The organism is Paracoccus sp. Z118, assembly GCF_019061185.1.
Classification (GTDB): Bacteria; Pseudomonadota; Alphaproteobacteria; order Rhodobacterales; family Rhodobacteraceae; genus Paracoccus.
This window is the reverse complement of sequence record NZ_JAHQZU010000013.1, coordinates 46340-68590: the sequence shown is the minus strand read 5'-3', so window position 1 is coordinate 68590 and position 22251 is coordinate 46340. Positions and strand designations below refer to the sequence as shown.

Annotated in this window: 19 protein-coding genes; 8 read left to right on the top strand and 11 right to left on the bottom strand. The window is 69.5% G+C overall.

The window, feature by feature from the left end:
• Positions 1-13: 13 nt before the first annotated feature.
• From KTN05_RS12170 to KTN05_RS12155, 4 genes are all read right to left on the bottom strand, one after another.
• Positions 14-994 carry a hypothetical protein gene (locus tag KTN05_RS12170; protein WP_217329677.1) on the bottom strand — a complete coding sequence of 327 codons (981 nt, stop codon included), beginning with the start codon at positions 992-994 and terminating at the stop codon, positions 14-16.
• Positions 994-1833, bottom strand: a complete 840-nt coding sequence (locus KTN05_RS12165) for a hypothetical protein (RefSeq protein WP_217329676.1) — start codon at positions 1831-1833, stop codon at positions 994-996. The genes KTN05_RS12170 and KTN05_RS12165 overlap by 1 nt, the downstream gene beginning before the upstream one ends.
• Positions 1833-3281 carry a hypothetical protein gene (locus KTN05_RS12160; protein ID WP_217329675.1) on the bottom strand — a complete coding sequence of 483 codons (1449 nt, stop codon included), beginning with the start codon at positions 3279-3281 and terminating at the stop codon, positions 1833-1835. Before KTN05_RS12160 ends, KTN05_RS12165 begins: the two co-directional genes overlap by 1 nt.
• Before the next feature lie 226 nt (positions 3282-3507).
• Positions 3508-4323, bottom strand: a complete 816-nt coding sequence (locus tag KTN05_RS12155; protein ID WP_217329674.1) for a DUF6635 family protein — start codon at positions 4321-4323, stop codon at positions 3508-3510.
• A 185-nt stretch (positions 4324-4508) separates the two neighbouring features.
• Between KTN05_RS12155 and otsB the strand changes: the two genes are divergently transcribed.
• From otsB to panC, 7 genes are all read left to right on the top strand, one after another.
• Positions 4509-5234: a trehalose-phosphatase gene (gene otsB / locus KTN05_RS12150; RefSeq protein ID WP_217329673.1), complete on the top strand. Its 726-nt coding sequence runs from the start codon at positions 4509-4511 to the stop codon at positions 5232-5234.
• The gene (locus KTN05_RS12145; protein WP_217329672.1) at positions 5231-7018 is read left to right on the top strand and encodes a glycoside hydrolase family 15 protein; all 1788 of its coding nucleotides are present in this window, start codon (positions 5231-5233) and stop codon (positions 7016-7018) included. Before otsB ends, KTN05_RS12145 begins: the two co-directional genes overlap by 4 nt.
• On the top strand, positions 7015-9240 hold the full coding sequence (locus KTN05_RS12140) for a trehalose-6-phosphate synthase (RefSeq protein ID WP_217329671.1): 2226 nt from the start codon (positions 7015-7017) through the stop codon (positions 9238-9240). Before KTN05_RS12145 ends, KTN05_RS12140 begins: the two co-directional genes overlap by 4 nt.
• A gap of 114 nt (positions 9241-9354) precedes the next feature.
• Complete coding sequence (locus KTN05_RS12135; protein WP_217329670.1) at positions 9355-9603, top strand: hexameric tyrosine-coordinated heme protein; 249 nt, start codon at positions 9355-9357, stop codon at positions 9601-9603.
• Positions 9600-9887, top strand: coding sequence for a DUF6522 family protein (locus KTN05_RS12130; RefSeq protein WP_217329669.1), 288 nt, complete (start codon positions 9600-9602; stop codon positions 9885-9887). The genes KTN05_RS12135 and KTN05_RS12130 overlap by 4 nt, the downstream gene beginning before the upstream one ends.
• Positions 9888-10075: 188 nt before the next feature.
• Positions 10076-10924 (top strand): 3-methyl-2-oxobutanoate hydroxymethyltransferase, encoded by an 849-nt coding sequence (gene panB, locus KTN05_RS12125; protein ID WP_217329668.1) that lies wholly within the window; start codon positions 10076-10078, stop codon positions 10922-10924.
• The gene (gene panC / locus KTN05_RS12120; RefSeq protein WP_217329667.1) at positions 10921-11790 is read left to right on the top strand and encodes a pantoate--beta-alanine ligase; all 870 of its coding nucleotides are present in this window, start codon (positions 10921-10923) and stop codon (positions 11788-11790) included. The genes panB and panC overlap by 4 nt, the downstream gene beginning before the upstream one ends.
• Positions 11791-11854: 64 nt before the next feature.
• Here the strand turns inward: panC and KTN05_RS12115 are convergent, their stop codons facing one another.
• The 7 genes from KTN05_RS12115 to KTN05_RS12085 are packed head-to-tail and all read right to left on the bottom strand — an operon-like array spanning position 11855 to position 20919.
• On the bottom strand, positions 11855-14017 hold the full coding sequence (locus KTN05_RS12115) for an exonuclease domain-containing protein (RefSeq protein WP_217329666.1): 2163 nt from the start codon (positions 14015-14017) through the stop codon (positions 11855-11857).
• Complete coding sequence (locus KTN05_RS12110) at positions 14014-14379, bottom strand: response regulator transcription factor (RefSeq protein ID WP_217329665.1); 366 nt, start codon at positions 14377-14379, stop codon at positions 14014-14016. Before KTN05_RS12110 ends, KTN05_RS12115 begins: the two co-directional genes overlap by 4 nt.
• A complete protein-coding gene (locus KTN05_RS12105; RefSeq protein WP_217329664.1) occupies positions 14361-17138 on the bottom strand; it encodes a sensor histidine kinase in 2778 nt (925 codons plus the stop codon). Before KTN05_RS12105 ends, KTN05_RS12110 begins: the two co-directional genes overlap by 19 nt.
• Before the next feature lie 19 nt (positions 17139-17157).
• Positions 17158-17406: a hypothetical protein gene (locus tag KTN05_RS12100; protein ID WP_371823353.1), complete on the bottom strand. Its 249-nt coding sequence runs from the start codon at positions 17404-17406 to the stop codon at positions 17158-17160.
• Positions 17403-18839: a DUF294 nucleotidyltransferase-like domain-containing protein gene (locus KTN05_RS12095; protein ID WP_217329663.1), complete on the bottom strand. Its 1437-nt coding sequence runs from the start codon at positions 18837-18839 to the stop codon at positions 17403-17405. The genes KTN05_RS12100 and KTN05_RS12095 overlap by 4 nt, the downstream gene beginning before the upstream one ends.
• Positions 18840-18892: 53 nt before the next feature.
• The gene (locus tag KTN05_RS12090; protein ID WP_217329662.1) at positions 18893-20617 is read right to left on the bottom strand and encodes a cation acetate symporter; all 1725 of its coding nucleotides are present in this window, start codon (positions 20615-20617) and stop codon (positions 18893-18895) included.
• Entirely contained in the window at positions 20614-20919 is a 306-nt protein-coding gene (locus tag KTN05_RS12085; protein WP_254368168.1) for a DUF485 domain-containing protein, read from the bottom strand. Before KTN05_RS12085 ends, KTN05_RS12090 begins: the two co-directional genes overlap by 4 nt.
• 234 nt (positions 20920-21153) lie before the next feature.
• On the opposite strand from KTN05_RS12085, the gene KTN05_RS12080 reads away from it, so the two are divergent.
• Positions 21154-22059, top strand: a complete 906-nt coding sequence (locus tag KTN05_RS12080; RefSeq protein ID WP_371823352.1) for a DMT family transporter — start codon at positions 21154-21156, stop codon at positions 22057-22059.
• Positions 22060-22251 lie beyond the last annotated feature (192 nt).

The window sequence follows — 22251 nt, the reverse complement described above, 5'->3', positions numbered from 1 at the left end:
GCTCTCGTGGCGATCAGGAACGCGGTTCGCCGTCAGCGGGTCGGTTCGCCGGTTCGGCCAGCGGGCCGCCGAGGCCCGCGAGGACGTCGTTGAGCCGGCCGTAGGGCCGATAGTGCAGATGTTCCGGCCCCGCGTCCTTGCCCGCATGATCCGTTGCGCGCGGGGGCACGGCGACGGCGGGCACGGTGAACACGCTCCGTCCCTGCGGGCTGGCCACGACTTCGCCCTGCTCGGGCGGGATTGCGGCGGAACTCAGCATCTCGGCCGCTGCCCGCTCCACCGCCTGCTGCACGCTGCGGATCGCCGCCTCGGTCTGCGCGCGCGTGGTGTCGGCGATGGCGGCGGTCAGCGCGTCCGATGCGGCAAGCGAGGCCGCCCGCATCTGCTCGCGCGTGTCGGCGACAAGGGCCTCGGTCTGCTTGCGCATCGCGGTTTCATGCTCGGCGGCAAGCTGAAGCGCCTCGACCGTGTAGGACTTGATCTGCCGGATGCTGCGCGACATGTCGTTTCTGAGCTGACGGGCCGCCATGTCCATCTCGACCCGCGTCTCCCGCTCGCGCACGACCAGGTCGGTGCGGAACTGCATCATCAGCACCCGCAGGAAGACCCCGCCGATCGTGGACGCCAGCGCCACCCCGAAGCCCGAGATGACGCCGGGGATCAGGTCGGCGCGGGTTTCGCCGCTGGCCTGGATCACGTCGTAAAGCGTGACCGACAGCGATGTCAGCGTGAACAGGAAGCCGAGATAATAGCAGTTGTCCCCGATCGCCTCGGGCTCGAGCCGCATATGCGTGGCATACCAGGTGAGCAGCGCATAGCCGCACAGCACCGCGACCGAATAACCGGCGGGGATGAACGGATGGAGGCCGAGACGCTTGAGGATGATGCCGCCCACGACCCCCGCCACGAAGGCGAGGATCAGGATCAGCTTGTCGCGGCCGTCGCGCGCGTCGGCGTGGTGGATGCTGCGGCTGACGCTTCGCCGCCCGGCCATCACAGATCCCCCAGGCGGCGGATTCGCGGCAGGTTCGCGCCCTGCACGTCGAAGTAGCGCACCCAGAAATCCTCGATCACGGCGGGATCATCCACCCCCTCGGCCGGGCGCGGGATGAGATAGACCGACACATCGACGCCGTGCAGGCTGTCCGACAGGCGCTGCGAGGCGGGCGAGGCCATGAAGCCCTGCCAGTCCTCGCCGCGATAGAAGCTCATCGCGTCGCTGTGCTGAAGGAGGTCCGAGACGATGATGATCTCCTTCGGGCCGTCGAAAGTCACGAAGCGCGGCGTTTCCGCGACGAGGGACTGAAGCCCCTCCATGATCGGCGAGCGGGTCGCATCGGACGCCGCGATCATGTCCTGAAAGCTGCGCCTGAGGGGGTCGTGGAACTTTTCCTGATAGCGTTCCTGCACCGCCGCGACGTTCTGCGTCAGGCTGCTGACGTCGTTGCCCGCCCAGGGCTTGCACAGCGCATCGGTGCTGCCCAGCCGCTGCGGGTCGTCGGACACGACGCCGAGCGTGAACTGCGTGGCGATCGGGGCCTGCCGCACCTCCTCCTCGACGAATTCCAGCAGCTTTGCCGCCTGCGACGGGGCCAGCGCGTCGGTCACGTCGATCAGGATCGCCGTCATGCCCGCCGGACCGCCGGGCGGGCACAGCGTCGCCGGGTCGATGCTCATCGCCGTGGCCGTGCGGGACTGAAGATAGAAAAGCGCGCCGATACCGGCGACGGCGGCGGCCGCGCCCAGCAGCAGAAGCGGATTGGGCCCGCCCCGGCGGCGGGATTTGCGCGACTTGAAGCCACCCGCCCTGCCCCGCGTCCGCTTCCTCGCCATCACTGCGCCCCCATCAGGGCGGGCTGGGCGGCGACGGGCTGAACGGGCGCGGGCTTGGCACCGCCCAGTTCCACGTCGTCGGTGACGCTGAACTCCTTCCGGGCGGATTCGAACTGCCCGAAGATCGCCTTGATCGTCGTCTGCACGGTCTCGTTGACCTTGCGCGCCTCGCTCTCGGCCATCTCCTTGCGCGAGGTGTCGATGGATTCGGGCTTGAACTCGGGGAAGCGGTAAGCCTTGCCGAAGGTGGCCGGGGCCGGCGTCTCGCGGGCGGCGCGGTTCTCGTCGCGATATCTCGCCAGCAGATACGCCGTCGCAAGATCGCATTGTTCGAGAAACGTCTGCAGATGCGCGCTGAGCGAGCTTTGACCGAACAGCGCGTCGATGGCCTCCGTGATGGCGTCGCGCACATCCTCGTTCGCGGCCTGCAATCCGGCGATGGCCTCGTCCCGGTGGGTGACGAGCTGGTGCAGAACGTCGTCGAACTGCGCGTCATATTCCGCCCGCGCCTGCGACAGGCTGCGGCTGAGGCGGCCATAGCCCGGATAGGGATCATCCGCGTGCCAGCCCTTCAGATAGGCGAAGGACGAGATCATGCAGCCCAGGATGACCAGCAGCCACGATTCGATGGTGGCAAGCCCGAACGGGTTGGCGATCATCGACGGGACCGCCTGCTCGGCCGCCTGCCGCCATTCGAGGCCCCGTTCCAAGCCGTCGCGGAAATGCGCGACGCCGAAATTGATCGCCAGCGCCAGCGCGACCCAGCCCAGGAAGAAGACGGCGCCGATCAGCTTTCGGAGCGGGTTGCGGTGATTGACCGAGTTCGCCAGATGGCCGAGAAACAGCGACATGCCGACATTCGTCGCCGAGACGATGACGGCGACGAGAAGGCCGCCGAGAAGGCCGAACTCGTTCCCCGACGAGAACAGGTAGCTGTTCATTCCCGCCTCGACCGCGACCAGAACCAGCGAAACCGAGATCACGTTGATCCAGCCGTTGAATTCCTGCGCCGGGCGGCTGAGCCGGTGCCTTTCGCGGAACAGGTTGCGCCAGCGATAGGTCTCGTTCAGCCGTTCGCGGGCATCGACGATCGAGTTGCGGTGCGAATGAACGGTCGCATTGAAGGCGTTCATCGCCTTCCCCGCCTCGATGTTCACCTCCTCCGAGGCATGTCCGGCCCGCGTCAGGCGTTCGTTGTAGACGCGGCGGTTGATCTCGTAATTCTCAAGCCCCTTGCGGCGGCTTTCCTCGATCCGCTGGATGATGCTGGCCTCGACGTGATCGAATTCGGTCATGTCGGTGGGCGGCTGGTTCTGCGCGCCGCGCGCCCTGCCCTTTTCGGCAAGCTTCATCTCGGCCGCGATCTTGTCCGCGTCGATGCCGGGAAAGACCGAGGATGTCGGAATGAAATCGTCGGAACGGAAAATATCACGAAGCCGGGACAGCAACACACATCCTCGCACAAGCAACGGCCGACCTTACAGCGCCGCGCCGCCGCTCTACCACAGTTTTCCGGGACCGGCCGGTTGAGTGCCTCGACGTCACCTTCATCCGTAGGCAGGCGTGCTGTCCGTGGCAATCGGTCCGTTCGATCCCCGGATCAATTCATTCGGATTCCGCGAGTCGTTCAAGGCTTTCGCGACAATTCGCCCTAAAGACCCCGCGCCGGAAGCCCTATCGCCAGCTTCGCCAGACCCACGCGGCCAGATCGCCGAGATCGCCCGCGCGGGCGAGAAGATGCTCGCGCTCCAGCGCGGGGGCCGCGTCTTTCCGGTCGAGCCGGTCGAACATGCGGCCGAGCCGGCGGCGGTGAATGCCGGTCCAGAGCTGGAACGGGTCGGCCAGCAACCCCGCGAAGGTGGTCACGAGCGAGGCGATCCCGGCCAGCATCAGGCCGGTCAGCAGAACCTCGGCGGTGGAAAGCTCGGTCGGGAAGGCGCCATACCACAGCCTGCCGATGCCGCTGCCCAGCGCGAAATCCTCGATCGCCTGCGCCTGCGCCCGCAACTGCGCGACGGGCGACGCCAGCGAGAGGATGCCGGGCGTCGCGCGGTGGAACAGCAGCAGCCCCGCCAGCACCACGATCAGCGAGGTGGTGATTTCGGCGACCGCGTTGCGGGTCTCGACATGGCCCGCGATGGCGGCGTCGAGCGCCTCGGCCGACGCATCCGGGGCGAGGCCCCTGCGGCCCAGTTCGGCCACGAGATCGCGCAGATCCGTCTCCAGCCGCCGCGACAGGTCGGAGGTCAGGAAGATCCGCCGCGCCGCCAGCCAATGGCCCAGTCGCCGCAGGCCGCAGAATTGCGCCAGCCCGGCCGCCAGCTTGGTCAGCAGGAACACGGGCGACAACGACACGTTGACCGGCGCGCGCAGGATATCCCAGGGAAGCGCCGCCCGGTGCAGGCGCAACGTCCCCCGCAACCCATACCGGGCGCGCACGAAGCGGCGAAGCTCCGCGTCCCGCAGTCGGGCGGCCGGGTCGTGGTGCATGGGCGCGGATCTCCTGATGCCGGCGAAAGCATGTAGCGGAGTCGGGGCCGGGATCAAAGCCGGGATCAAGGACGGCCGATGTTCGCCTGCGGCCCTTCGCGCAACGGCCGCGCCCGCCCGCCCTTCCCGCAAGCGGCTTGTTGGTGCCGCCCCGCTCGGACATGATGCGAAGGATGATGACCCCGATGCCTCCCCGCCTGGATCGCCAGGGCACCGCGTTGTTTCTCGATCTCGACGGAACGCTCGCCGAGATCGAAGCCCGGCCGGACGATGTGGGGCCGAACCTGCGTCGGACGCGGGTGCTGGCGGCGCTGGCCGAAGCGATGGGCGGCCGGGTCGCGGTGCTTACCGGGCGGACGCTGGCCGAGGCGGACCGGATCGTCGGCGGCGCGGTGCCCGCCGTCGCGGCGGTGCACGGGCTGGTCCGGCGCGGGCCCCGTGGCGGGGTCGAGGAGCCGCGCCCCGCGCCGGGATTGCCGCAGGCGCGGGAAAGCCTGCGGCTGCTGGCTGAGGACAAGGGCCTGCTGCTCGAGGACAAGGGAACGAGCGTCGCGATCCACTACCGCGCGCGGCCGGAGACCGAGGCCGAGGTCCGCGCCGCCGCCCGGCGGGTGGCCGGGGCGACCGGCCTCGTCCTGCAGGAGGGAACGATGGTCAGCGAGCTGCGTTCGCCCGGACCGCACAAGGGCGATGCCCTGCGGGCCTTCCTGGCCGAGCCGCCTTTCGCCGGCCACATGCCGGTGATGGTCGGGGACGACCTGACGGACGAACACGCCTTCGCCGCCGCCGCGGCGGCGGGGGGCTATGGCATTCTGGTCGGCCCGCCGCGCGAGACCCGCGCGCGGTTCCGCCTCGGCAGCGTGGCCGAGGTGCTCGACTGGCTGGACGACGACGACGGAGGAAATGCGTGACCCAGAATCTCGACCTTGCACCCATCGGCAACTGCGCCATCAGCGCGCTGATCGACCGGCAGGGCCGCTATGTATGGGCCTGCGCCCCGCGGGTGGACGGCGATCCGGTGTTCTGCAACCTGCTGGCGGGCGAGGCCGACCCGGCGATCGGGTTCTTCGACGTCCAGGTCGAGGGGCTGGAATCGGTCGAGCAGGACTATCTTCGCAACACGCCGATCCTTCGCACGGTGCTGCGCGACGCACAGGGCGCGGAGGTGGAGATCCTGGATTTCGCCCCGCGCTATCGCCACTCGGGCCGCATCTACCGGCCGACGGCGTTCATCAGGCTGATCCGGCCGCTGAAGGGCACCCCGCGCCTGCGCATCCGCATGCGCCCCGCATCGGATTACGGTGCGCATGTTCCCGACCGGACCTTCGGATCGAACCACATCCGCTATGTCACCCGGCCCGCCCCCTTCCGCCTGACCACCAACGTCCCGGTGTCCAACATCCTGGAGGAGCGCAGCTTCCGGCTGGAGGAGGATCTGGCGCTGTTCATGGGCCCGGACGAGCCGTTCATCGGCAACGTGCGCAACGCCTGCGCCGTCATGTTCCAGGAGACGGCGGATTACTGGCGCGAATGGGTGCGGACGCTGGCGCTGCCGCTGGAATGGCAGAAGGTGGTGATCCGCTCGGCGATCACGCTCAAGCTCTGCGCCTATGAGGAGACGGGGGCCATCGTCGCGGCGCTCACCACCTCGATCCCCGAGCATTCGGACAGCGGGCGCAACTGGGATTATCGCTACTGCTGGCTGCGCGACGCCTATTACGTCGTCCGGGCGCTGAACCGGCTGGGCGCGGCCGACATTCTGGAAAACTATCTCGGCTACCTGCGCAACATCGTGGACGAGGCCGAGGGCGGGCATGTCCAGCCGGTCTATGGCGTCGGCATGGAACCCGCCCTGAAGGAGCGGATCGTGGACAGCCTGCCCGGCTATCGCGGCATGGGTCCGGTCCGCGTGGGCAATCAGGCCCACGAGCATTTGCAGCACGATGTCTATGGCCAGATCGTCCTGTCGAACGTGCAGGCCTTCTTCGACGAGCGGCTGCTGCGTCCCGCCACGGTCGAGGATTTCCACGCGCTCGAAAAGATCGGCGAACGCGCCTTCGCCCTGCACGACCAGCCCGATGCCGGGCTGTGGGAGTTCCGCACCATCGCCCGCACGCACACCTACAGCGCGCTTCTGTGCTGGGCCGCCTGCGACCGGCTGTCCAACGCCGCCGAGGCGCTGGGGTTGTCCGCCCGCGTCGATTACTGGCGGGGCAAGGCGCAGATCATCCGCGACCGGATCGAGACCGAGGCATGGTGCCCCGAGGAGGGCCGCTACGCCGCGTCCTTCGGCGGGCATGAACTGGATGCCAGCCTGCTGCAACTCGTGGACCTGCGCTTCCTGCCCGCCGACGATCCGCGCTTCCTCGCCACGCTGGAGGCGGTGGAGCGCGGGCTGCGGCGCGGCTCGCATCTGCTGCGCTACTCGGACCCCGACGATTTCGGCGAGCCGAAGACCGCGTTCAACTTCTGCACCTTCTGGTTCATCGAGGCGCTGCACCTGACCGGCAGGACCGAGGAGGCGCGGTCCCTGTTCGAGGAGATGCTGGGCAATCTCACCCATGCCGGGCTGCTGTCCGAGGATATCGCCTTCGCCGATGGCGAGCTGTGGGGCAACTATCCGCAGACCTATTCGCTTGTCGGACTCATCAACTGCGCGATCATGCTGAGCAGGCCGTGGATCTCGGTCAGATGAGACAGACCTGGCGCCTCACGGTAACACGCCCGTTCAGGTTCATCCTGGGCGGCGTCCTGCTGATCGTCGCGCTGAGCCTTGTCGCCATTCCCTTCACCGGGCTGCTGATCTCGAAATGGTCGCAGTTCGATGTGCAGTCCCGGTCGCGGCTGGTGCTGCGGGCGATCGAGGGGCCGGTGGACCGCGCCCTGACCAGCGGCGACGAGGCGGAGCTTGCCGCCCTTCTGGAAGCGGTCGCCCGCGACGAGCGCATCCTGGGCGTGGGGCTATGCGACGAAAGCCAGAGGCTGCGCGGCGCGACGCGGCTGATGCCGCCGAGCTTTTCCTGCGATCAGATCGACCTGCCCGGCGTGGAAAGCTTCTCGCGCATCACCAGCGAGGGGCTGCCGGTCTTCGCGGCCTCGTTCCCGGTCGGCCCGCCCGAGGCGCCCGCCCATCTGATCGTCCTGCATGATCTCAGCTATATCGGGGCGCGGCTGGCGCAGGCCCGCACCCTCATCGGCGTCGCGCTGGTGGGCGTCGCCCTCGTCACCGCGGCGATCGCCGGTCTCCTGCTGCTGCTGGTGATGCGGGGCTGGATGACCTCGCTCCGGCAGGCGGTCGAGGATCTGCGCGCCGGCAAGCCGCAGAGCGGCGAGCGCCCTGCCCTGAGCAACCCGATCCAGACGCTGCTGAAAAGCCTCGACGCCGGCCGCGCGCCGACCGACTCGCCAGATGTCGAGTGGACGCCCCAGACGCTGCACAACCTGCTGCTCGATGCCCTGCCGGACGCCGAGGTCATCGTCGTGTCCAACCGCGAGCCCTACATCCACAACAACACCGACGAAGGCGTGGTGCTTCAGACCCCCGCCAGCGGGCTGGTGTCCGCGCTGGAACCGGTGATGCGGGCCTGCGGCGGCACATGGATCGCCCACGGCAGCGGCACCGCCGATCAGGAGACGGTGGACGCGGGCGACACCGTGGCTGTGCCCCCCGACGATCCCGCCTACCGCCTGCGCCGCATCTGGCTGACCGAGGAGGAGCAGGACGGCTATTACTACGGTTTCGCCAACGAAGGGCTCTGGCCGCTCTGCCACATCGCCTTCGTGCGGCCGACCTTCCGCGAAAGCGACTGGCACTATTACACGCAGGTGAACGAACGCTTCGCCGAGGCCGTCGCCCGCGAGGCGCGGACCGAAGATCCCATCGTGCTGGTGCAGGACTACCATTTCGCGCTGGCGCCGAAGATGATCCGCGAGCGGCTGCCCAAGGCCACCATCATCACCTTCTGGCACATCCCCTGGCCCAATGCCGAGACCTTCGGCATCTGCCCGTGGAAGGAACAGATCCTCGAAGGCCTGCTCGGCTCCAGCATCCTCGGCTTTCACACCCATTATCACTGCAACAACTTCTTCGAGACGGTAGACCGCTTCATCGAAAGCCGGATCGACCGCGAATACCGGACCGTGACCCTGGGCGGGGACGAGACGGCGGTGCGGCCCTATCCGATCTCGATCGCGTGGCCGCCCAAGGCGCTGGCCGCCCAGCCGCCGGTGGAGGTCTGCCGCGCCCAGGTCCGCGCCCAGCACGGGCTGGACCCCGACCACAAGGTCGCGGTCGGGATCGAGCGGTTCGACTACACCAAGGGCATCCTCGACCGGATGCGCTCCATCGACCTGTTGCTGGAGCAGAAGCCCGAATGGAAAGGCCGCTTCACCTTCCTGCAGGTCGCGGCGCCCACGCGCAGCAAGCTCGCCAGCTACAGCCGGTTGCAGGAGGAAGCGGTGGAGCTGGCGGACGAGATCAACGCCCGCCACGGGGACGGCGACTACCGGCCGATCCGCCTGCTGATCCGCCACCATGAGCCGTGGGAGGTGTTCCGCATCTTCCGGGCCGCCGATCTGTGCATCGTGTCGAGCCTGCATGACGGCATGAACCTCGTCGCCAAGGAATTCGTGGCCGCCCGCGACGACGATGCGGGGGTGCTGATCCTGTCCACCTTCACCGGCGCCGCGCGCGAATTGTCCGAGGCGCTGATCGTGAACCCCTATGATGGCGGCGAGATGGCCGCGGCCCTGCACACGGCGCTGAACATGCCGCCGGAGGAGCAGCGCGAGCGGATGCGCCAGATGCGCCAGCAGGTGCGCGAGCAGAACGTCTATCGCTGGGCCGGGCGGATGCTGATCGACGCCGGCCGCATCCGGCGGCGGCAGCGCATCCTCGACCTCGCGCGGGAGCAGTAGGGGCGGAGCGTCCACCCGGCGCGGGAACGGCGGAGATGCTGGACTTTCGCGCCGCGCTGGGGGCCTGATGGGTCCGTCGATCACGGGCGCGGGCAACGCAAGGAGAGGATGACGATGGAAACCTGGCTCTCGAGCCTCATCACCGCAACGCCGCAGGAAGGCTATGACCTTGCCGTCAAGCTGTCGCGCGTGGCGGTCAAGCTGACCCAGCCCGATCCGGCCGTCCGCGAGCGGGTGCGGCCGGAATATGCGGATAACGGGGATGCGCTGATCGCCATCAGCCATGTGGTCGCGGTGAACTTCGCCACCGTCGCCGCCGCCAACGATTACTGGCGCAGCGCGGGCGACGAGCTGCCGCGATGAACGCGGTCTCGCTGCGCGGCGGCGATGCCGAGATCGACGCAGGCGTCGTCGCCGCCGCCTTCGGCATGACCCAGGAGGCGTTCCGCGAGGAGATGCAAGCGGGCCGCATCGCCAGCCAGATCGAGCGCGGCGAGGGAGAGGATGCCGGGCGGGTCCGCCTGACCTTCTACTCGGAAACGCGCCGGGTGCGCTTCACCTGCGACGCGACCGGCGCGGTGATCGCGACGAACACCATCGACTTCGCGGGCCGCCCCCTGCCCTCGGGCCTGCGCAAGGGCGGATAGCCCAGCGGGTTGCGCGGGGATGATCGCCCTTGATCGGACCGCGGGCGGGACGGTAGAGGCGACCGAAGGCTTGGCGGAACGCCCGGCTTCATGGCCGCCGCGCGGCATCTTCCGACAGGCTCGCCGGAACGTCCGGCCGCCCTGCCGGATGACGCGCCGGCCGCCGGCAGACCGAGGAGGAGAAGCGCATGAGCGTGTCGGCAGCAACGCGGGCGATCACCCCGCAGGGGATCGTTGCGCGGAAGGGCGGCGCGCCGCTCGCCTGTCTCACCGCCTACACCACGCCGATGGCGCGGCTGGTGGACCGCCATTGCGATCTGGTGCTGGTCGGCGACAGCGTCGGCATGGTGCTGCACGGCCTGCCCTCGACGCTGGGCGTCACCATGGAGATGATGATCCTGCACGGGCAGGCAGTTCGCCGGGGCCTCGACCGCGCGCTCATGGTGATCGACCTGCCCTTCGGCGCCTATGAGGAAGGGCCGCAGCAGGCCTTCCGCAACGCGGCCCGGCTGATGGCCGAGACCGGCGCCGGAGCCGTCAAGCTGGAAGGCGGCGCGGCGATGGTCGAGACGGTCGGCTTTCTCACCGCGCGGGGGATTCCGGTGATGGCGCATCTGGGGCTGACCCCGCAGGCCGTGAACGTGCTGGGCGGCTACAAGGTGCAGGGCCGGGGCGAGGATGGCGAGCGGATCGCCGCGGACGCGGCGGCCATCGCCGACGCGGGCGCCTTCGCGCTGGTGCTGGAGAAGGTGCCGCAGGACCTCGCCCGCCGGATCACCGCCGAGATCGCGATTCCCACCATCGGCATCGGCGCATCCGCGGCCTGCGACGGGCAGATCCTCGTGATCGACGACATGCTGGGGCTGTTCGCCGATTTCCAGCCGAAGTTCGTGCGGCGCTATGCCGAGCTGGGCCGCGACGCCGACGCCGCCATCGCCGCCTATGCCGCCGACGTGCGCGCGGGCCGCTTTCCCGCCCCCGAACATGCGTTCGGCGACGCCCCAGCCCCCCGCTCCACCGGGTCCGACGCAGGATGAGCGTTCCGATCGTCCACACGGTCGCCGATCTGCGCGCCGCCGTCGCCGGATGGCGCGCCGAGGGGGCGACCGTCGCCGTCGTGCCCACGATGGGCGCGCTGCACGACGGGCATCTGAGCCTCGTCCGCGCCGCGCTTGCGCGGGCCGACCGCGTGATCGTGACGCTGTTCGTGAACCCCCGGCAGTTCAACAGCGCCGCCGACCTTGCCGCCTATCCGCGCACCGAACGCGAGGATGCGGCCAAGCTGGGCGCCGTCGCCGCGCATCTTCTTTATGCGCCGACGCCCGAGGCCATGTATCCGCCGGGTTTCGCCACGACCGTTTCGGTGCAGGGACAGACGCAAGGGCTCTGCGACGCCCACCGCCCCGGCCATTTCGACGGCGTTGCCACCGTCGTCACCAAGCTGTTCCTGCAGACCGGGGCCGATCTGGCGTTCTTCGGCGAGAAGGATTTCCAGCAGCTTCAGGTCGTCCGCAGGCTGGTGCGCGATCTCGACATTCCCACCCGGATCGTCGGCTGTGAAACCGTGCGCGAGGCGGACGGCCTCGCCCTGTCCTCGCGCAACCTGCGCCTGTCGGCCGCCGAGCGGGCGATCGCGCCGAAGCTCGCCGAAGTCCTGTTCCGCGCGGCGCGGGAGCTTTCGGCCGGAGCCGCGCCCGGCCCCCTGCTGGCAGCGGGGCGGGACGCCATCCTCGCGGCCGGTTTCCGCGAGGTCGAGTATCTCGAATTCCGCGCCGAGGACGATCTTGCGCCTGTGGTCGCGCCGGATCAACCCGCGCGTCTGCTGGCGGCGGTGTGGCTGGGCGAGACACGGCTCATCGACAATGTCGGCATTCCCGCCAGAGCCGGCCACATGGCGGAGTAGAGAGGCGTCCGCCGCACCAATCTGCCCCGCCTCCGCAGCAACGGCGAAAAGCCCCCCTGCGCCGCTAATATTCCAGCCGCGCAAACTGCGAGGTGCTGGAGGCGGCGCGGGCCTGCCCCAAGGTCACGATGCCCTGCTGCGCCAGCAGCGGGATCAGCCGCACGAACAGCTCGGCCGTCGCCACCGCATCGCCGAGCGCGGTGTGCCGCCCCGACACCTCCACCCCCAGCCGTTCCGCGATGGCGTCGAGGCCGTGGCTCGCCTCGTCGGGGTGGACGATGCTGGACAGCAGCAGCGTGTCCAGCAGCGGCTGGTCGAAGCGCAGGCCGGTCCGCGCCTCCTTCAGCTTCAGGAAGCGCATGTCGAAGGCGACGTTGTGGCCGACCAGCACGCTGCCCTCGGTAAAGGCGTGGAAGGCGGGCAGCGCCTCGGCGATGGTGGGCTTGCCGCGCACCATGTGCGGGTGGATGCCGTGGATCGGGATGCCGGCCTCGGGGATGCTGCGTCCGGGGTCGATCAGCTGGTCGATGCATTCGCTGCGCAGGATGCGCCCGTTGACGATCCGCACCGCGCCGATCTGGATGATCTCGTCGCCGCCGCCGGGGTCGAGGCCGGTCGTCTCGGTGTCGAACACCGTGCAGGGGACGGCCGACAGCGGCTGTTCGTCCAGCGCCCCGCCCGCGCCGGCGGCGAACAGGTCGAAGTCGTAGAACTCGGGCCGGCTGGGCCAGGCGGCGGCGGGCGCTGCGGCCTCGGATGCGGCGAGCGGCAACAGGAAGCGGAAGAACGGCTGGCCGCTTTTCCGGTCGCGCTCCAGCCAGACCTCGCCGCCGTGCCGCTCGGCCATGTCCCGCACCGAGACGGGGGTGGTCGTGCCGTCGAGGTCGATCGGCTCGCTCTGCACCCCGGCGAGGGTCGCGGGCAGGCGGGCGCCTTCCGGGGCGTGCCAGCCGAGGTCCAGATTGGCGCGGGTGCCGCCCGCCTGCGCCAGCCGCAGCCACATCCGCGGTTCGGGATGCACCGCCGCCACCCGCAACGCAAGGAAGGTCAGCGCCTGGATCAGGCCGAAGCTGTCCACGTTCAGCCACAACTCGCCCGCGGCATCATGCGCGGCGACCGGCTGACCCGTCGCGGCCACGATCCGGCGCTGCGCGGCGGCGGTGAGATCGGCGCCCAGCATCTCCTGCAAGGGCCAGCGGGTCATCACGTCCAGCAGCGAACTCTCCGCCAGATCGTCCAGCCGGGCGCCCATCGCCGCCACCTCGTCCCGCAGCACGGACAGGAACCGCTCGCGGTCCTCGAGGCCGAGGTCGGGCAGGTCGAGCATCTCCAGCGCTGCCTGAAGGCTCGCGACCGAGGCGCGGGTGCTTTCGGTCAGCCGCAGAAGCTCGGCGTCGCGCCGCGCCCGCGCCGCCTGTTCGCCGGTGATGTCGTCGGCCAGAAGGACGAAGCCCGTCACGGCGGCGGCACCCTCCGCAGCCGCCGGGCGCACCGGCGCGAGGCTGACCTGCAGCAGATGCCCCGCCTCGGTCGCGGTGACGAACTTGGCGGCGGCGGCCGAAGGATCGCCCCCGCGGGCGATGCGGCGTTCCACCGTTTCCAGCGCGTGGTCGATGGGGGCGCGGTCGATCAGGGCGTGGATCGAGCGGCCAAGGCCGATCACCTCCGCGCCGTGGGGCGACAGCCGCCGCGACAGATCCCGCATCCGCCCGTTGTAAAGCAGGATGCGCCCGTCGGGATTGCAGACCACCACCGCGTGATCCAGCTCGCTCATCAGCGCGGCAAGCTGGTCGCGCTGCTCGGCCACGCTGCGGCTCGCCTCGTCCACCAGCCGGGCCATCTCGGCCGTCAGAGTCCCGCGCTGCGCGGCGAGGCTGTTGACCGCGCTGGCGATGCCGCGCATGGCGCTGCCGCCCTGAACGGGAAGCTCGGGCGCCGAAGCATCCCCGGCCAGCACCCGCGCGGCATTCGCGAGCCGCGCCGGGGCGACCACGTTGGCGCGGTAAAGGCGGTGCGCCGCCCATGCGGCCAGTGCCGCCCCGGCCAACCACCAGCCCACCGCCAGCACCCCGTGCGAGGGCAGCAGCGGGCCGATGGCCTGCCTCACCGCCGCCCGCTGCGCAGGCCCGAGCGTGGCGCCCAGCAGCAGGACGCCCAGCCCCAGCCACAGCGCCAGCGCGAGGCCGGGCGCCAGCACGGCGACCAGAAGCCGCCGGTCCGGCTTCACGCGAGCATGTCCCGGACCTGCTGCATCAGATCGCGGGTCGAGAACGGCTTGATGACATAGGCATCCGCCCCCGCCCCGACGCCCCGCGCCACGTCCGCCTCGCGCCCCTTGGCGGTCAGCATCAGGATGCGCGTCCCGCCGAGCGAGAGGTCGGCGCGCACCGCCTCGCACACGCCGAAACCTGACAGGCCGGGCATCATCCCGTCCAGCAGCACGAGGTTCGGCCGCTCGCGCCGGATCGCCTCCAGCGCCTCGTTGCCGTCGCGGGCCACGATCACCTCGTAGCCCTCGCGCTTCAGCATGAACTCCAGCGAGACCACGATATTGGGCTCGTCATCGGCGATCAGCACCTTGATGCCCATCTCTTTCCCCCTCCTCCGGCCCCCTCCTCCGGGTCGAGCGGCAGCCGGAAAGCGAAGCATGCGCCGCCCCCCGGTGCCGTTTCAACCCACATCTCTCCGCCGAAATGCTCCACGATCCGGCGGCTGATCGGAAGCCCGAGGCCGGTGCCGGGCGGGCGCGTGGCGGCGTCGCCGACCTGGCGGAAGCGTTCGAACACCGCCGCCCGCTGATCCGGCGGGATGCCGGGGCCGTTGTCGCGGACCATCACCGCCAGATCGCCCGTCCCGGCGCGCAGGACCACCTCGGCCCGCCCGCCCTCCTGCGGGACGAACTTGGCGGCGTTGGTCAGCAGGTTCAGCAGCACCTGCGTCAGCCGGTCGGGATCGGCCCGGATCACCGGCACCGTCGCGGGCAGGTCCATGAGCACCTGCGCCCCGCGCTCGTCGAACATCCCGGCGGTCAGGCGAACGGCGTCCGACACCAGCGCGCGCATGTCCACATCGGCGATGCGCCATTCCGCGTGACCCGATTCCATCTTCGCCATGTCGAGGACCTGGTTGACCAGCCGGCTCAGCCGCTCGCTTTCGCCCACGACGATCCGCAGGAACTCCTCGCGCTGCGCCTCCTCCATGTCGGGCGTGTCCAGCATCAGTTCGGTCAGCGCCCGGATCGAGGTCAGGGGCGTGCGAAGCTCGTGCGTGACCGAGGACATGAAGTCGTCCTTCATGTGGTCGAGGCTTTTCAGCGCCTCGTTGGCGGCGCGCAGCTCGGCGGTCGCCGCCTCCAGCGACAGCGACTTCTCCTCCAGCGCGCGGGCATAGACGCGCAGCTGCGAGGCTTCGTCGAGGATCTCGATCACGTCGGCGATGCCCAGCGGCTCCTCCTGCACGACCGAGGCGACGAGGACGCGGGCCGAGGCGCTGCCGACCGCGCCGGCAAGCTGACGCTCCACCCGGTCCACCAGCCGGGCGTCGGCGGTGATCGCCTCCACGCTGGCCGCGCCGGTTTCCGCGGCGTGTTCCTGAAACAGTTGCTGCGCCCGCAGCGGACCCAGCAGGCGGGTCGCCAGCCCCACCAGATCCTCCAGCCGCGCCCGGCCGCGCCAGAAGATCGGCGCGGGCTCCGCCGCCCCGCCGCCGCGCTCGAACACGTCCACGAACAGCAGCGCCTGCGTCGCCTCGCGGGCCGAGGGCGCGCGCGAAAGCGACAGGCCGACATAGAGGCCGACATTGACCAGCAGGCTCCAGAACAGGGAATGGGTGAGATTGTCGAGGCCGGTCATCCCCAGCAGCGCCTCGGGCGCGAGCAGCGGGAAGGGACCGTCCAGAAAACCCGCCGGCAGCCAGCCGGACTTCGCCATCGACGGCAGCATCAGCGTATAGGCCCAGACGGCAAAGCCCCCCAGCAGCCCCGCGAGCGCCCCGGCGGCGGTGCCCCCGCGCCAGTAGATGCCGCCCAGCAGCGCGGGCGCGAACTGCGTCACGGCGGCAAAGCTGATGAGGCCGATGGACACCAGCGCATAGGCATCCCCGGCGATGCGGTAATAGGCGTAGCCCAGCAGCAGCACGGCGACGATCGCGGCGCGGCGGATGTTCAGCAGCAGCCGCGTCACGTCGCCCCCCGCCCGCGCCCCGAAGCCGGGCAGGCGCAGCAGCGTGGGCATCACCAGATCGTTGCAGACCATGGTCGAGACGGCGACCGTCTCGACGATCAGCATGCCGGTCGCGGCCGACATGCCGCCGATATAGGCCACCAGCGCCAGCGCGGTCGCGCCCTCGGCCATCGGCAGCGACAGCACGAAGGTTTCGGGGTCCATGCCGCCGCCGGGGCCGAAATGGACCAGCCCGCCGATCGCCAGCGGCAGCACGAAGATGTTGATGAGCAGCAGATAGGCCGAAAACACCCACGCCGCGCGGCGGATGTGACGCTCGTCCACGCATTCCACCACCATCATCTGGAACTGGCGCGGCAGCAGCAGGACCGAGAACATCGACAGGATGGTCATCGCGAACCACTGCGTGTGGCCGAACGCGCCCGCCCCCTCGCCGCCGCCGAGCCGCAGCAGCGACTGCAATTCGGGGAAGGCCTGCGCCCGCGCCCAGATGTCGGCGGGGCCGTCGAACATGCCCCATGTGACGAACACCCCCACGGCGAGGAACGCGCCCAGCTTGACCAGCGATTCGAAGGCGATGGCGGCGACCATGCCCTCGTGCCGCTCGGCGCTGTCGAGATGGCGGGTGCCGAAGACGATGGTGAAGGCCGCCAGCGCCAGCGTCACGGCAAGGGTCCCGTTCTGCCACCACGTCGCCCTCGGCGGGGCGGGCTGATCCGCGCCGTGGACCAGCAGGTCGTAACCCGCCGACACCGCCTTCACCTGCAACGCGATATAGGGAAGGATGCCGACCACGGTGATGAGGGTGACGGCGGCGGCCAGCAGCGGGCTCTTGCCGTAGCGGCTGGCGATGAAGTCGGCGATCGAGGTGATGCGGTAGGTCTGGGCGATGCGGACCATCTTGCGCAGCACGATCCACGCCAGCAGCATCGCCAGCATCGGGCCGAGATAGACCGGCAGGAACCAGATCCCGCCCGCCGCCGCCCTGCCGACGCTGCCGAAATAGGTCCAGGCGCTGGAATAGACAGCCCATGACAGCGCATAGACCCACGGGTTGCCGATGACCGACCGGCCCTGCGCCCCGCGCCGGTCGCCATGCGCCGCGACCGCGAACAGCAGCAGCAGATAGCCGAGCGAGATGGCGAGGACGACGGGCGCTGCGACCATGGCTCGGACCCCTCGGCGTTCAGGACAGGTCTTTGCGGTGTCTTCGCCCGCTGCGGCGCTCGGGGCGGCGCTCGCTGATCCAGGCGAGCAGCCCGATCAGCCCGGCCCAGATCGCGAACAGCGCGACCCCCAGCAGCGGCAGCCCGAAGACCGTGGCGTCCCGGTCGAAGACCGTCAGCATGGGGAAGTTGAACAGCACCAGCGCCGCGCAGAAAAGCGCCAGCAGCGGGCCGCGCCGGGGTCCGCCGCCATCGGGGTGCCGGTTCACAGCGTGTCCAGCCGGTAATGCCGCGCCAGCCATTGCTTGAAGCGGCGGACGATGGCGAGCGAATCCTTCAGCGCCTGCCGGTCCAGCGTGCCAAGCTCGCCCAGCCGGATCAGGTTATCCGCGGTGCGCCCCTCGGCCATCTGGCGCAGGTTGCCGGACAGCTTCAGCCCGATCAGGAACCGCAGCGCGTCGGTCAGGTCGCGGGCCAGATCCTCCTCGATCCGCCGGGCCGCCGCCAGTTTCCGCAGCCGCTCCGCGGTGTTCAGCTCCGGCACGCGGTATTGCAGCGCCAGCGCCCGCACCCCCTGAACGATGGGAAAGATGCCCAGCTTCTTGAGGTCCACCTCGGCCTCCGCCCGCCCGCCGAGGCCCGGCAGGCGCGACCACCAGCTTCCGTCCTGACCGAAGCTGCGCACGGTGCTGGCGAAGCGGGCGTGGAAGGCGTCGCCCCTGGACAGCAGCTCATCGACATGGCCGCGCACCTCGGCCAGCAGGCTCGCATCCCCCGCCACCGGCGCCGCGTCGAGGAAGATCGCCAGGTTCATCGGCCCCTCGGGATCGTCGCCATAGATCCACCCCGCCAGCGTCCGGCGGAAGCCCGAGACCGGCTGCCGCCACAGCGGTCGGCTCATCATGATGCCGCCGGGGCAGAGGGGATAGCCGAACTCCACCAGCGCGGCGGTGAAGGCGTCGGCGACCTCCGCGACCCCATCCGCCGGGAAGCCGTCGCGCAGGATCAGGCCGTTATCCTGATCGGTCTTGATGATCTGCTCGCCCCGCCCCTCGCTGCCCATGACGATCAGGCAGCTGTTCTCGCGCAGCGGCTCGGGCGCGAGCAGTGCCCACAGCCGCTGGAAAACCCGCCGGTTCAATTCGCCCACCAGCCCGGTGATGACCTCGACCCGGACGCCGTCCTCGTGCAGGGCGCGGATCAGGTCGTTGATCTGCCCCGCCGCCGCCTTCAGCTCGGCAAGATCGGTCGCCTGCGCCGCCTGCAGCGCGATGAGCTGAGAATGGTTGGCGACGAACCCCATCAGGTCGAGCTGGGTCAGCACACCGACGACCTCGTCCCCCTCGCGCACCACCAGCCGGCGGACGCGGTGGCGCAGCATCAGGATCATCGCGTCGTAAAGATCGTCGCCCGTGGAAACCGACACGGTCTGGAAGGTGGTGACCTCGCGCACCGGCAGTTCGGCGGGCGGAACCGGACGCAGCAGGGCGTCGCGCAGGTCGGTGGTGGTGAAGATGCCGATGCGGCCGCCGTCGCGCACCAGCGCCTCGGTCAGGCCGCGTTCGGAGAGGTCGCGGCAGAGCGTCACCAGATCCGTGCCGCCGTCCACGAAGAAGGGCTTGCGCAGGAACGCCTCGCCCACCGGGGTCGCCATCAGCGACAGCAGTTCGCGGCGGGTGTGATCGGCCCCCTGCCCGGTCATGTCTGCGGCCGGACCCGAAGGCCCGGCCGCTTTGGTCAGGTCGGCGCCCCGGCTCAATGCGCCGAGGCGGCGGCGGCGCCGATGCCGGTCTCGGACCGGACCTGCTGCGCCTTGTAGCCGGCGCGGTCGATCTGCGCTCGGCGGCTGTTGTCGGTGATCGAGAACAGCCAGATCCCGAGGAACGCGAGCGTCATCGAGAACAGGGCCGGCGAGGTGTAGGGGAACAGCGCCGAGCCGGCGGGATTGCCGAAGGTCGCCTCCCACACCGAGGGCGAGAGGATCGTCAGCAGCACCGACGAGACAAGCCCGAGGAAGCCGCCCACGACGGCCCCGCGGGTGGTCATCCCCTTCCACAGCAGCGACAGGAACAGAACCGGGAAGTTCGCCGAGGCCGCGATCGCGAAGGCGAGCGAGACCATGAAGGCGATGTTCTGCTTCTCGAACACGATGCCGAGGATGATCGCCACCACGCCGAGCGCCAGCGTGGTGATCCTCGACACGCGCAGTTCCGCGGCGTTGTCGGCCTGCCCCTTCTTGATGACCGTCGAGTAAAGGTCATGCGACACCGCCGAGGCGCCCGACAGCGTGAGCCCCGCCACCACCGCGAGGATGGTCGCGAAGGCCACCGCCGACATGAAGCCCAGGAAGATGTTGCCGCCGACCGCGTTCGCCAGATGGACGGCCGCCATGTTGTTGCCGCCGATCAGCCCGCCCTCGGGGTCGAGGAAGCCGGGATTGGTCAGCACGAAGGTGATCGCGCCGAAGCCGATGATGAAGGTCAGCAGGTAGAAATAGCCGATCCACACCGTCGCCCACATCACCGACTTGCGCGCCTCTTTCGCGCTCGGCACCGTGAAGAAGCGCATCAGGATATGCGGAAGGCCCGCCGTGCCGAACATCAGCGCCATGCCGAAGGAAATCGCGCTGACCGGATCGTGGATGAAGTTCCCCGGCCCCATGATGGATCGGCCCGTCGCCGCCGCCTCGTCCGGTGGCTGGCCTGCCGCCCCGGCGATCTCGGCCTTGATCTCGACCGACCGGGCGAACAGCCGCTCGAAGCTGAAGCCGAACTGCCACATCACCATCAGCGCCATGAACGAGGCGCCGCCCAGCAGCAGGCAGGCCTTGATGATCTGCACCCAGGTGGTCGCCGTCATGCCGCCGAACAGGACATAGATCATCATCAGCGCGCCGACGATCACCACGGCGATCCAGTATTCCAGTCCGAACAGCAGCTTGATCAGCTGCCCGGCCCCGACCATCTGCGCGATCAGGTAGAAGGCCACCACCACCAGCGTGCTGGAGGCGGCGAAGACGCGCACCGGCGTCTGCTCGAAGCGGAAGGCGGCGACGTCGGCGAAGGTGAACTTGCCGAGGTTGCGCAGCCGTTCGGCCATCAGGAAGGTGAGGATCGGCCAGCCCACGAGGAAGCCGATCGAATAGATCAGCCCGTCGAAGCCGCTGGTCATCACCGCCGCCGAAATCCCCAGGAACGAGGCCGCCGACATGTAGTCACCGGCGATGGCAAGGCCGTTCTGGAAGCCGGTGATGCCCCCGCCCGCCGTGTAGAAATCGGCCGCCGACTTGGTGCGTCCGGCGGCCCATTTGGTGATGAACAGCGTCATCACGACAAACACCGCGAACATGGTGATCGCGGTCCAGTTGGTCGCCTGCTGCACGATCTCGCCCTCCAGCGCGGGGGCGGCCAGCACGAGGCTGGGCACGAACAGCAGCAACGACAATACGGCGAACCGGCCAAGGCTCATGGGGGGGGTCATTTCAGGGCCTCGCGCTTCACGGCTTCGGTCAGTTCGTCGTATTCGCGGTTCGCGCGCAGGACATAGACCCCCGTGATGACGATGGTGAAGACGATGACCCCGAAGCCGATGGGAATGCCCCAGGTCGTCACGCCATTGCCGATCGGCGTGGCGAGCAGGTCCTTTCTGAAAGCAATGAGCAGGATGAACCCGTAATAGACCACCAGCATGGCGATCGTCAGGGTCCAGCCGAATCGAAGTCGTCGAGATCGCAGTTTTTCGTAATTCGGATCGGCTGCGATGCGGTCTGTCATCGTCACCATTCTTGTCCCTCCTCAGCGGTCAAGGCTGATCCCTGTGCCATCAGACTTGCCCAGCCCCCTTTAAAGTCAAGCGCCGTCTGCGGGTGCGGCGCTGCGCCGCATGGGGTGTGGCCCCAGCCCCGGACGAAACGCCGCCCCGAAAGACCCCCGCTGAAGCATCGGCGCAGGCGATTGCGTCCGCCCCGCGGATGCAGGAGAGGTGGCCGAGCCATTCTGGACGAGGTTGCCATGAGCTTGCCACATTCCCGCCTGGGCGCGGCCTGGAACCGGCGCGGCGCCGCCTTCATGTGCCTTGCCATGGCCGGTTTCGCGGTCGAGGACGCGCTGCTGAAGATCGCCGCCGCCAGCCTGCCCGTCGGGCAGGTGCTGATGACCTTCGGGGTTTTCGGGGTGACCGCCTTCTCCATCTGGGCAATGCTGGCCGGCGAGACGCCGCTCAGCCGCGCGATGCTGCGGCGGGCGATGATCCTGCGCTCGCTTGCCGAAGTGGTCGGACGGCTGTTCTTCATGCTGGCGATCGCGCTGACGCCCCTTTCCACCGCCTCGGCGATCCTTCAGGCGACGCCGCTGGTGGTGATGGCGGGCGCGGTGGTGGTGTTCGACGAGCGGATCGGCCCCCGGCGCTGGCTGGCGGTGGCGGTGGGTTTTGCGGGCGTGCTGATGATCCTGCGCCCAGGGGCCGAGGGGTTCGGGCCGCTGTCGCTGCTGGCCGTGATCGGCATGCTGGGCTTTGCGGGCCGCGATCTGGCCACCCGCGCGGCACCGGCCGAGCTGTCGTTCCGCCAGCTCGGCGTGCTGGGCTTCGCGATGCTGATCGTCGCGGGGCTGATCGCGCTGCCTTTCGGCCCCGCGCCGGTCGGCCCGGACGCCGCGACCTGGCTCGGGCTGGCGGCGGCCTCGGTCGCCGGAATCCTTGCCTACACGTCCCTGACCATCGCCATGCGCACCGGCGAGGTGGGGGCGGTGACGCCGTTCCGTTACACCCGGCTGGTCTTCGCCATGATCGCCGGCATGGCGGTGTTCGGCGAGCGGCCGGACATGTGGATGCTGATCGGCTCGACGCTCATCATCCTGGCGGGGATCGCGGCCATGCGGCTCACCGTCGGGCGGCGCGGGGCGGCGCCAGGTGGGGCGGCTTGAAATTTTTCTAAACTTTTCCTATATGTAGCAGGCACCATCACGTTCCCGGCGCTGCGGGAGGGGGCTTTCCTTCCGCAGCGCCGTGACATGCGCAATCCACGGGGCTCTGCCGTTCAGCAGGTATTCGACGCTGGATGACGGCGGAACGCCCCTTCGCAGTCGCGGCCATCCGTTGCGGGCCGCCGCTGCGCG

Bases quoted from the DNA above. Each gene is read 5' to 3' on its own strand.
- KTN05_RS12170 (WP_217329677.1), bottom strand. From the start codon at position 994: ATGGCCGGGCGGCGAAGCGTCAGCCGCAGCATCCACCACGCCGACGCG.
- KTN05_RS12165 (WP_217329676.1), bottom strand. From the start codon at position 1,833: ATGGCGAGGAAGCGGACGCGGGGCAGGGCGGGTGGCTTCAAGTCGCGC.
- KTN05_RS12155 (WP_217329674.1), bottom strand. From the start codon at position 4,323: ATGCACCACGACCCGGCCGCCCGACTGCGGGACGCGGAGCTTCGCCGC.
- otsB (WP_217329673.1), top strand. From the start codon at position 4,509: ATGCCTCCCCGCCTGGATCGCCAGGGCACCGCGTTGTTTCTCGATCTC.
- KTN05_RS12140 (WP_217329671.1), top strand. From the start codon at position 7,015: ATGAGACAGACCTGGCGCCTCACGGTAACACGCCCGTTCAGGTTCATC.
- KTN05_RS12135 (WP_217329670.1), top strand. From the start codon at position 9,355: ATGGAAACCTGGCTCTCGAGCCTCATCACCGCAACGCCGCAGGAAGGC.
- KTN05_RS12130 (WP_217329669.1), top strand. From the start codon at position 9,600: ATGAACGCGGTCTCGCTGCGCGGCGGCGATGCCGAGATCGACGCAGGC.
- panB (WP_217329668.1), top strand. From the start codon at position 10,076: ATGAGCGTGTCGGCAGCAACGCGGGCGATCACCCCGCAGGGGATCGTT.
- panC (WP_217329667.1), top strand. From the start codon at position 10,921: ATGAGCGTTCCGATCGTCCACACGGTCGCCGATCTGCGCGCCGCCGTC.
- KTN05_RS12110 (WP_217329665.1), bottom strand. From the start codon at position 14,379: ATGGGCATCAAGGTGCTGATCGCCGATGACGAGCCCAATATCGTGGTC.
- KTN05_RS12105 (WP_217329664.1), bottom strand. From the start codon at position 17,138: ATGGTCGCAGCGCCCGTCGTCCTCGCCATCTCGCTCGGCTATCTGCTG.
- KTN05_RS12095 (WP_217329663.1), bottom strand. From the start codon at position 18,839: ATGACCGGGCAGGGGGCCGATCACACCCGCCGCGAACTGCTGTCGCTG.
- KTN05_RS12090 (WP_217329662.1), bottom strand. From the start codon at position 20,617: ATGACCCCCCCCATGAGCCTTGGCCGGTTCGCCGTATTGTCGTTGCTG.
- KTN05_RS12085 (WP_254368168.1), bottom strand. From the start codon at position 20,919: ATGGTGACGATGACAGACCGCATCGCAGCCGATCCGAATTACGAAAAA.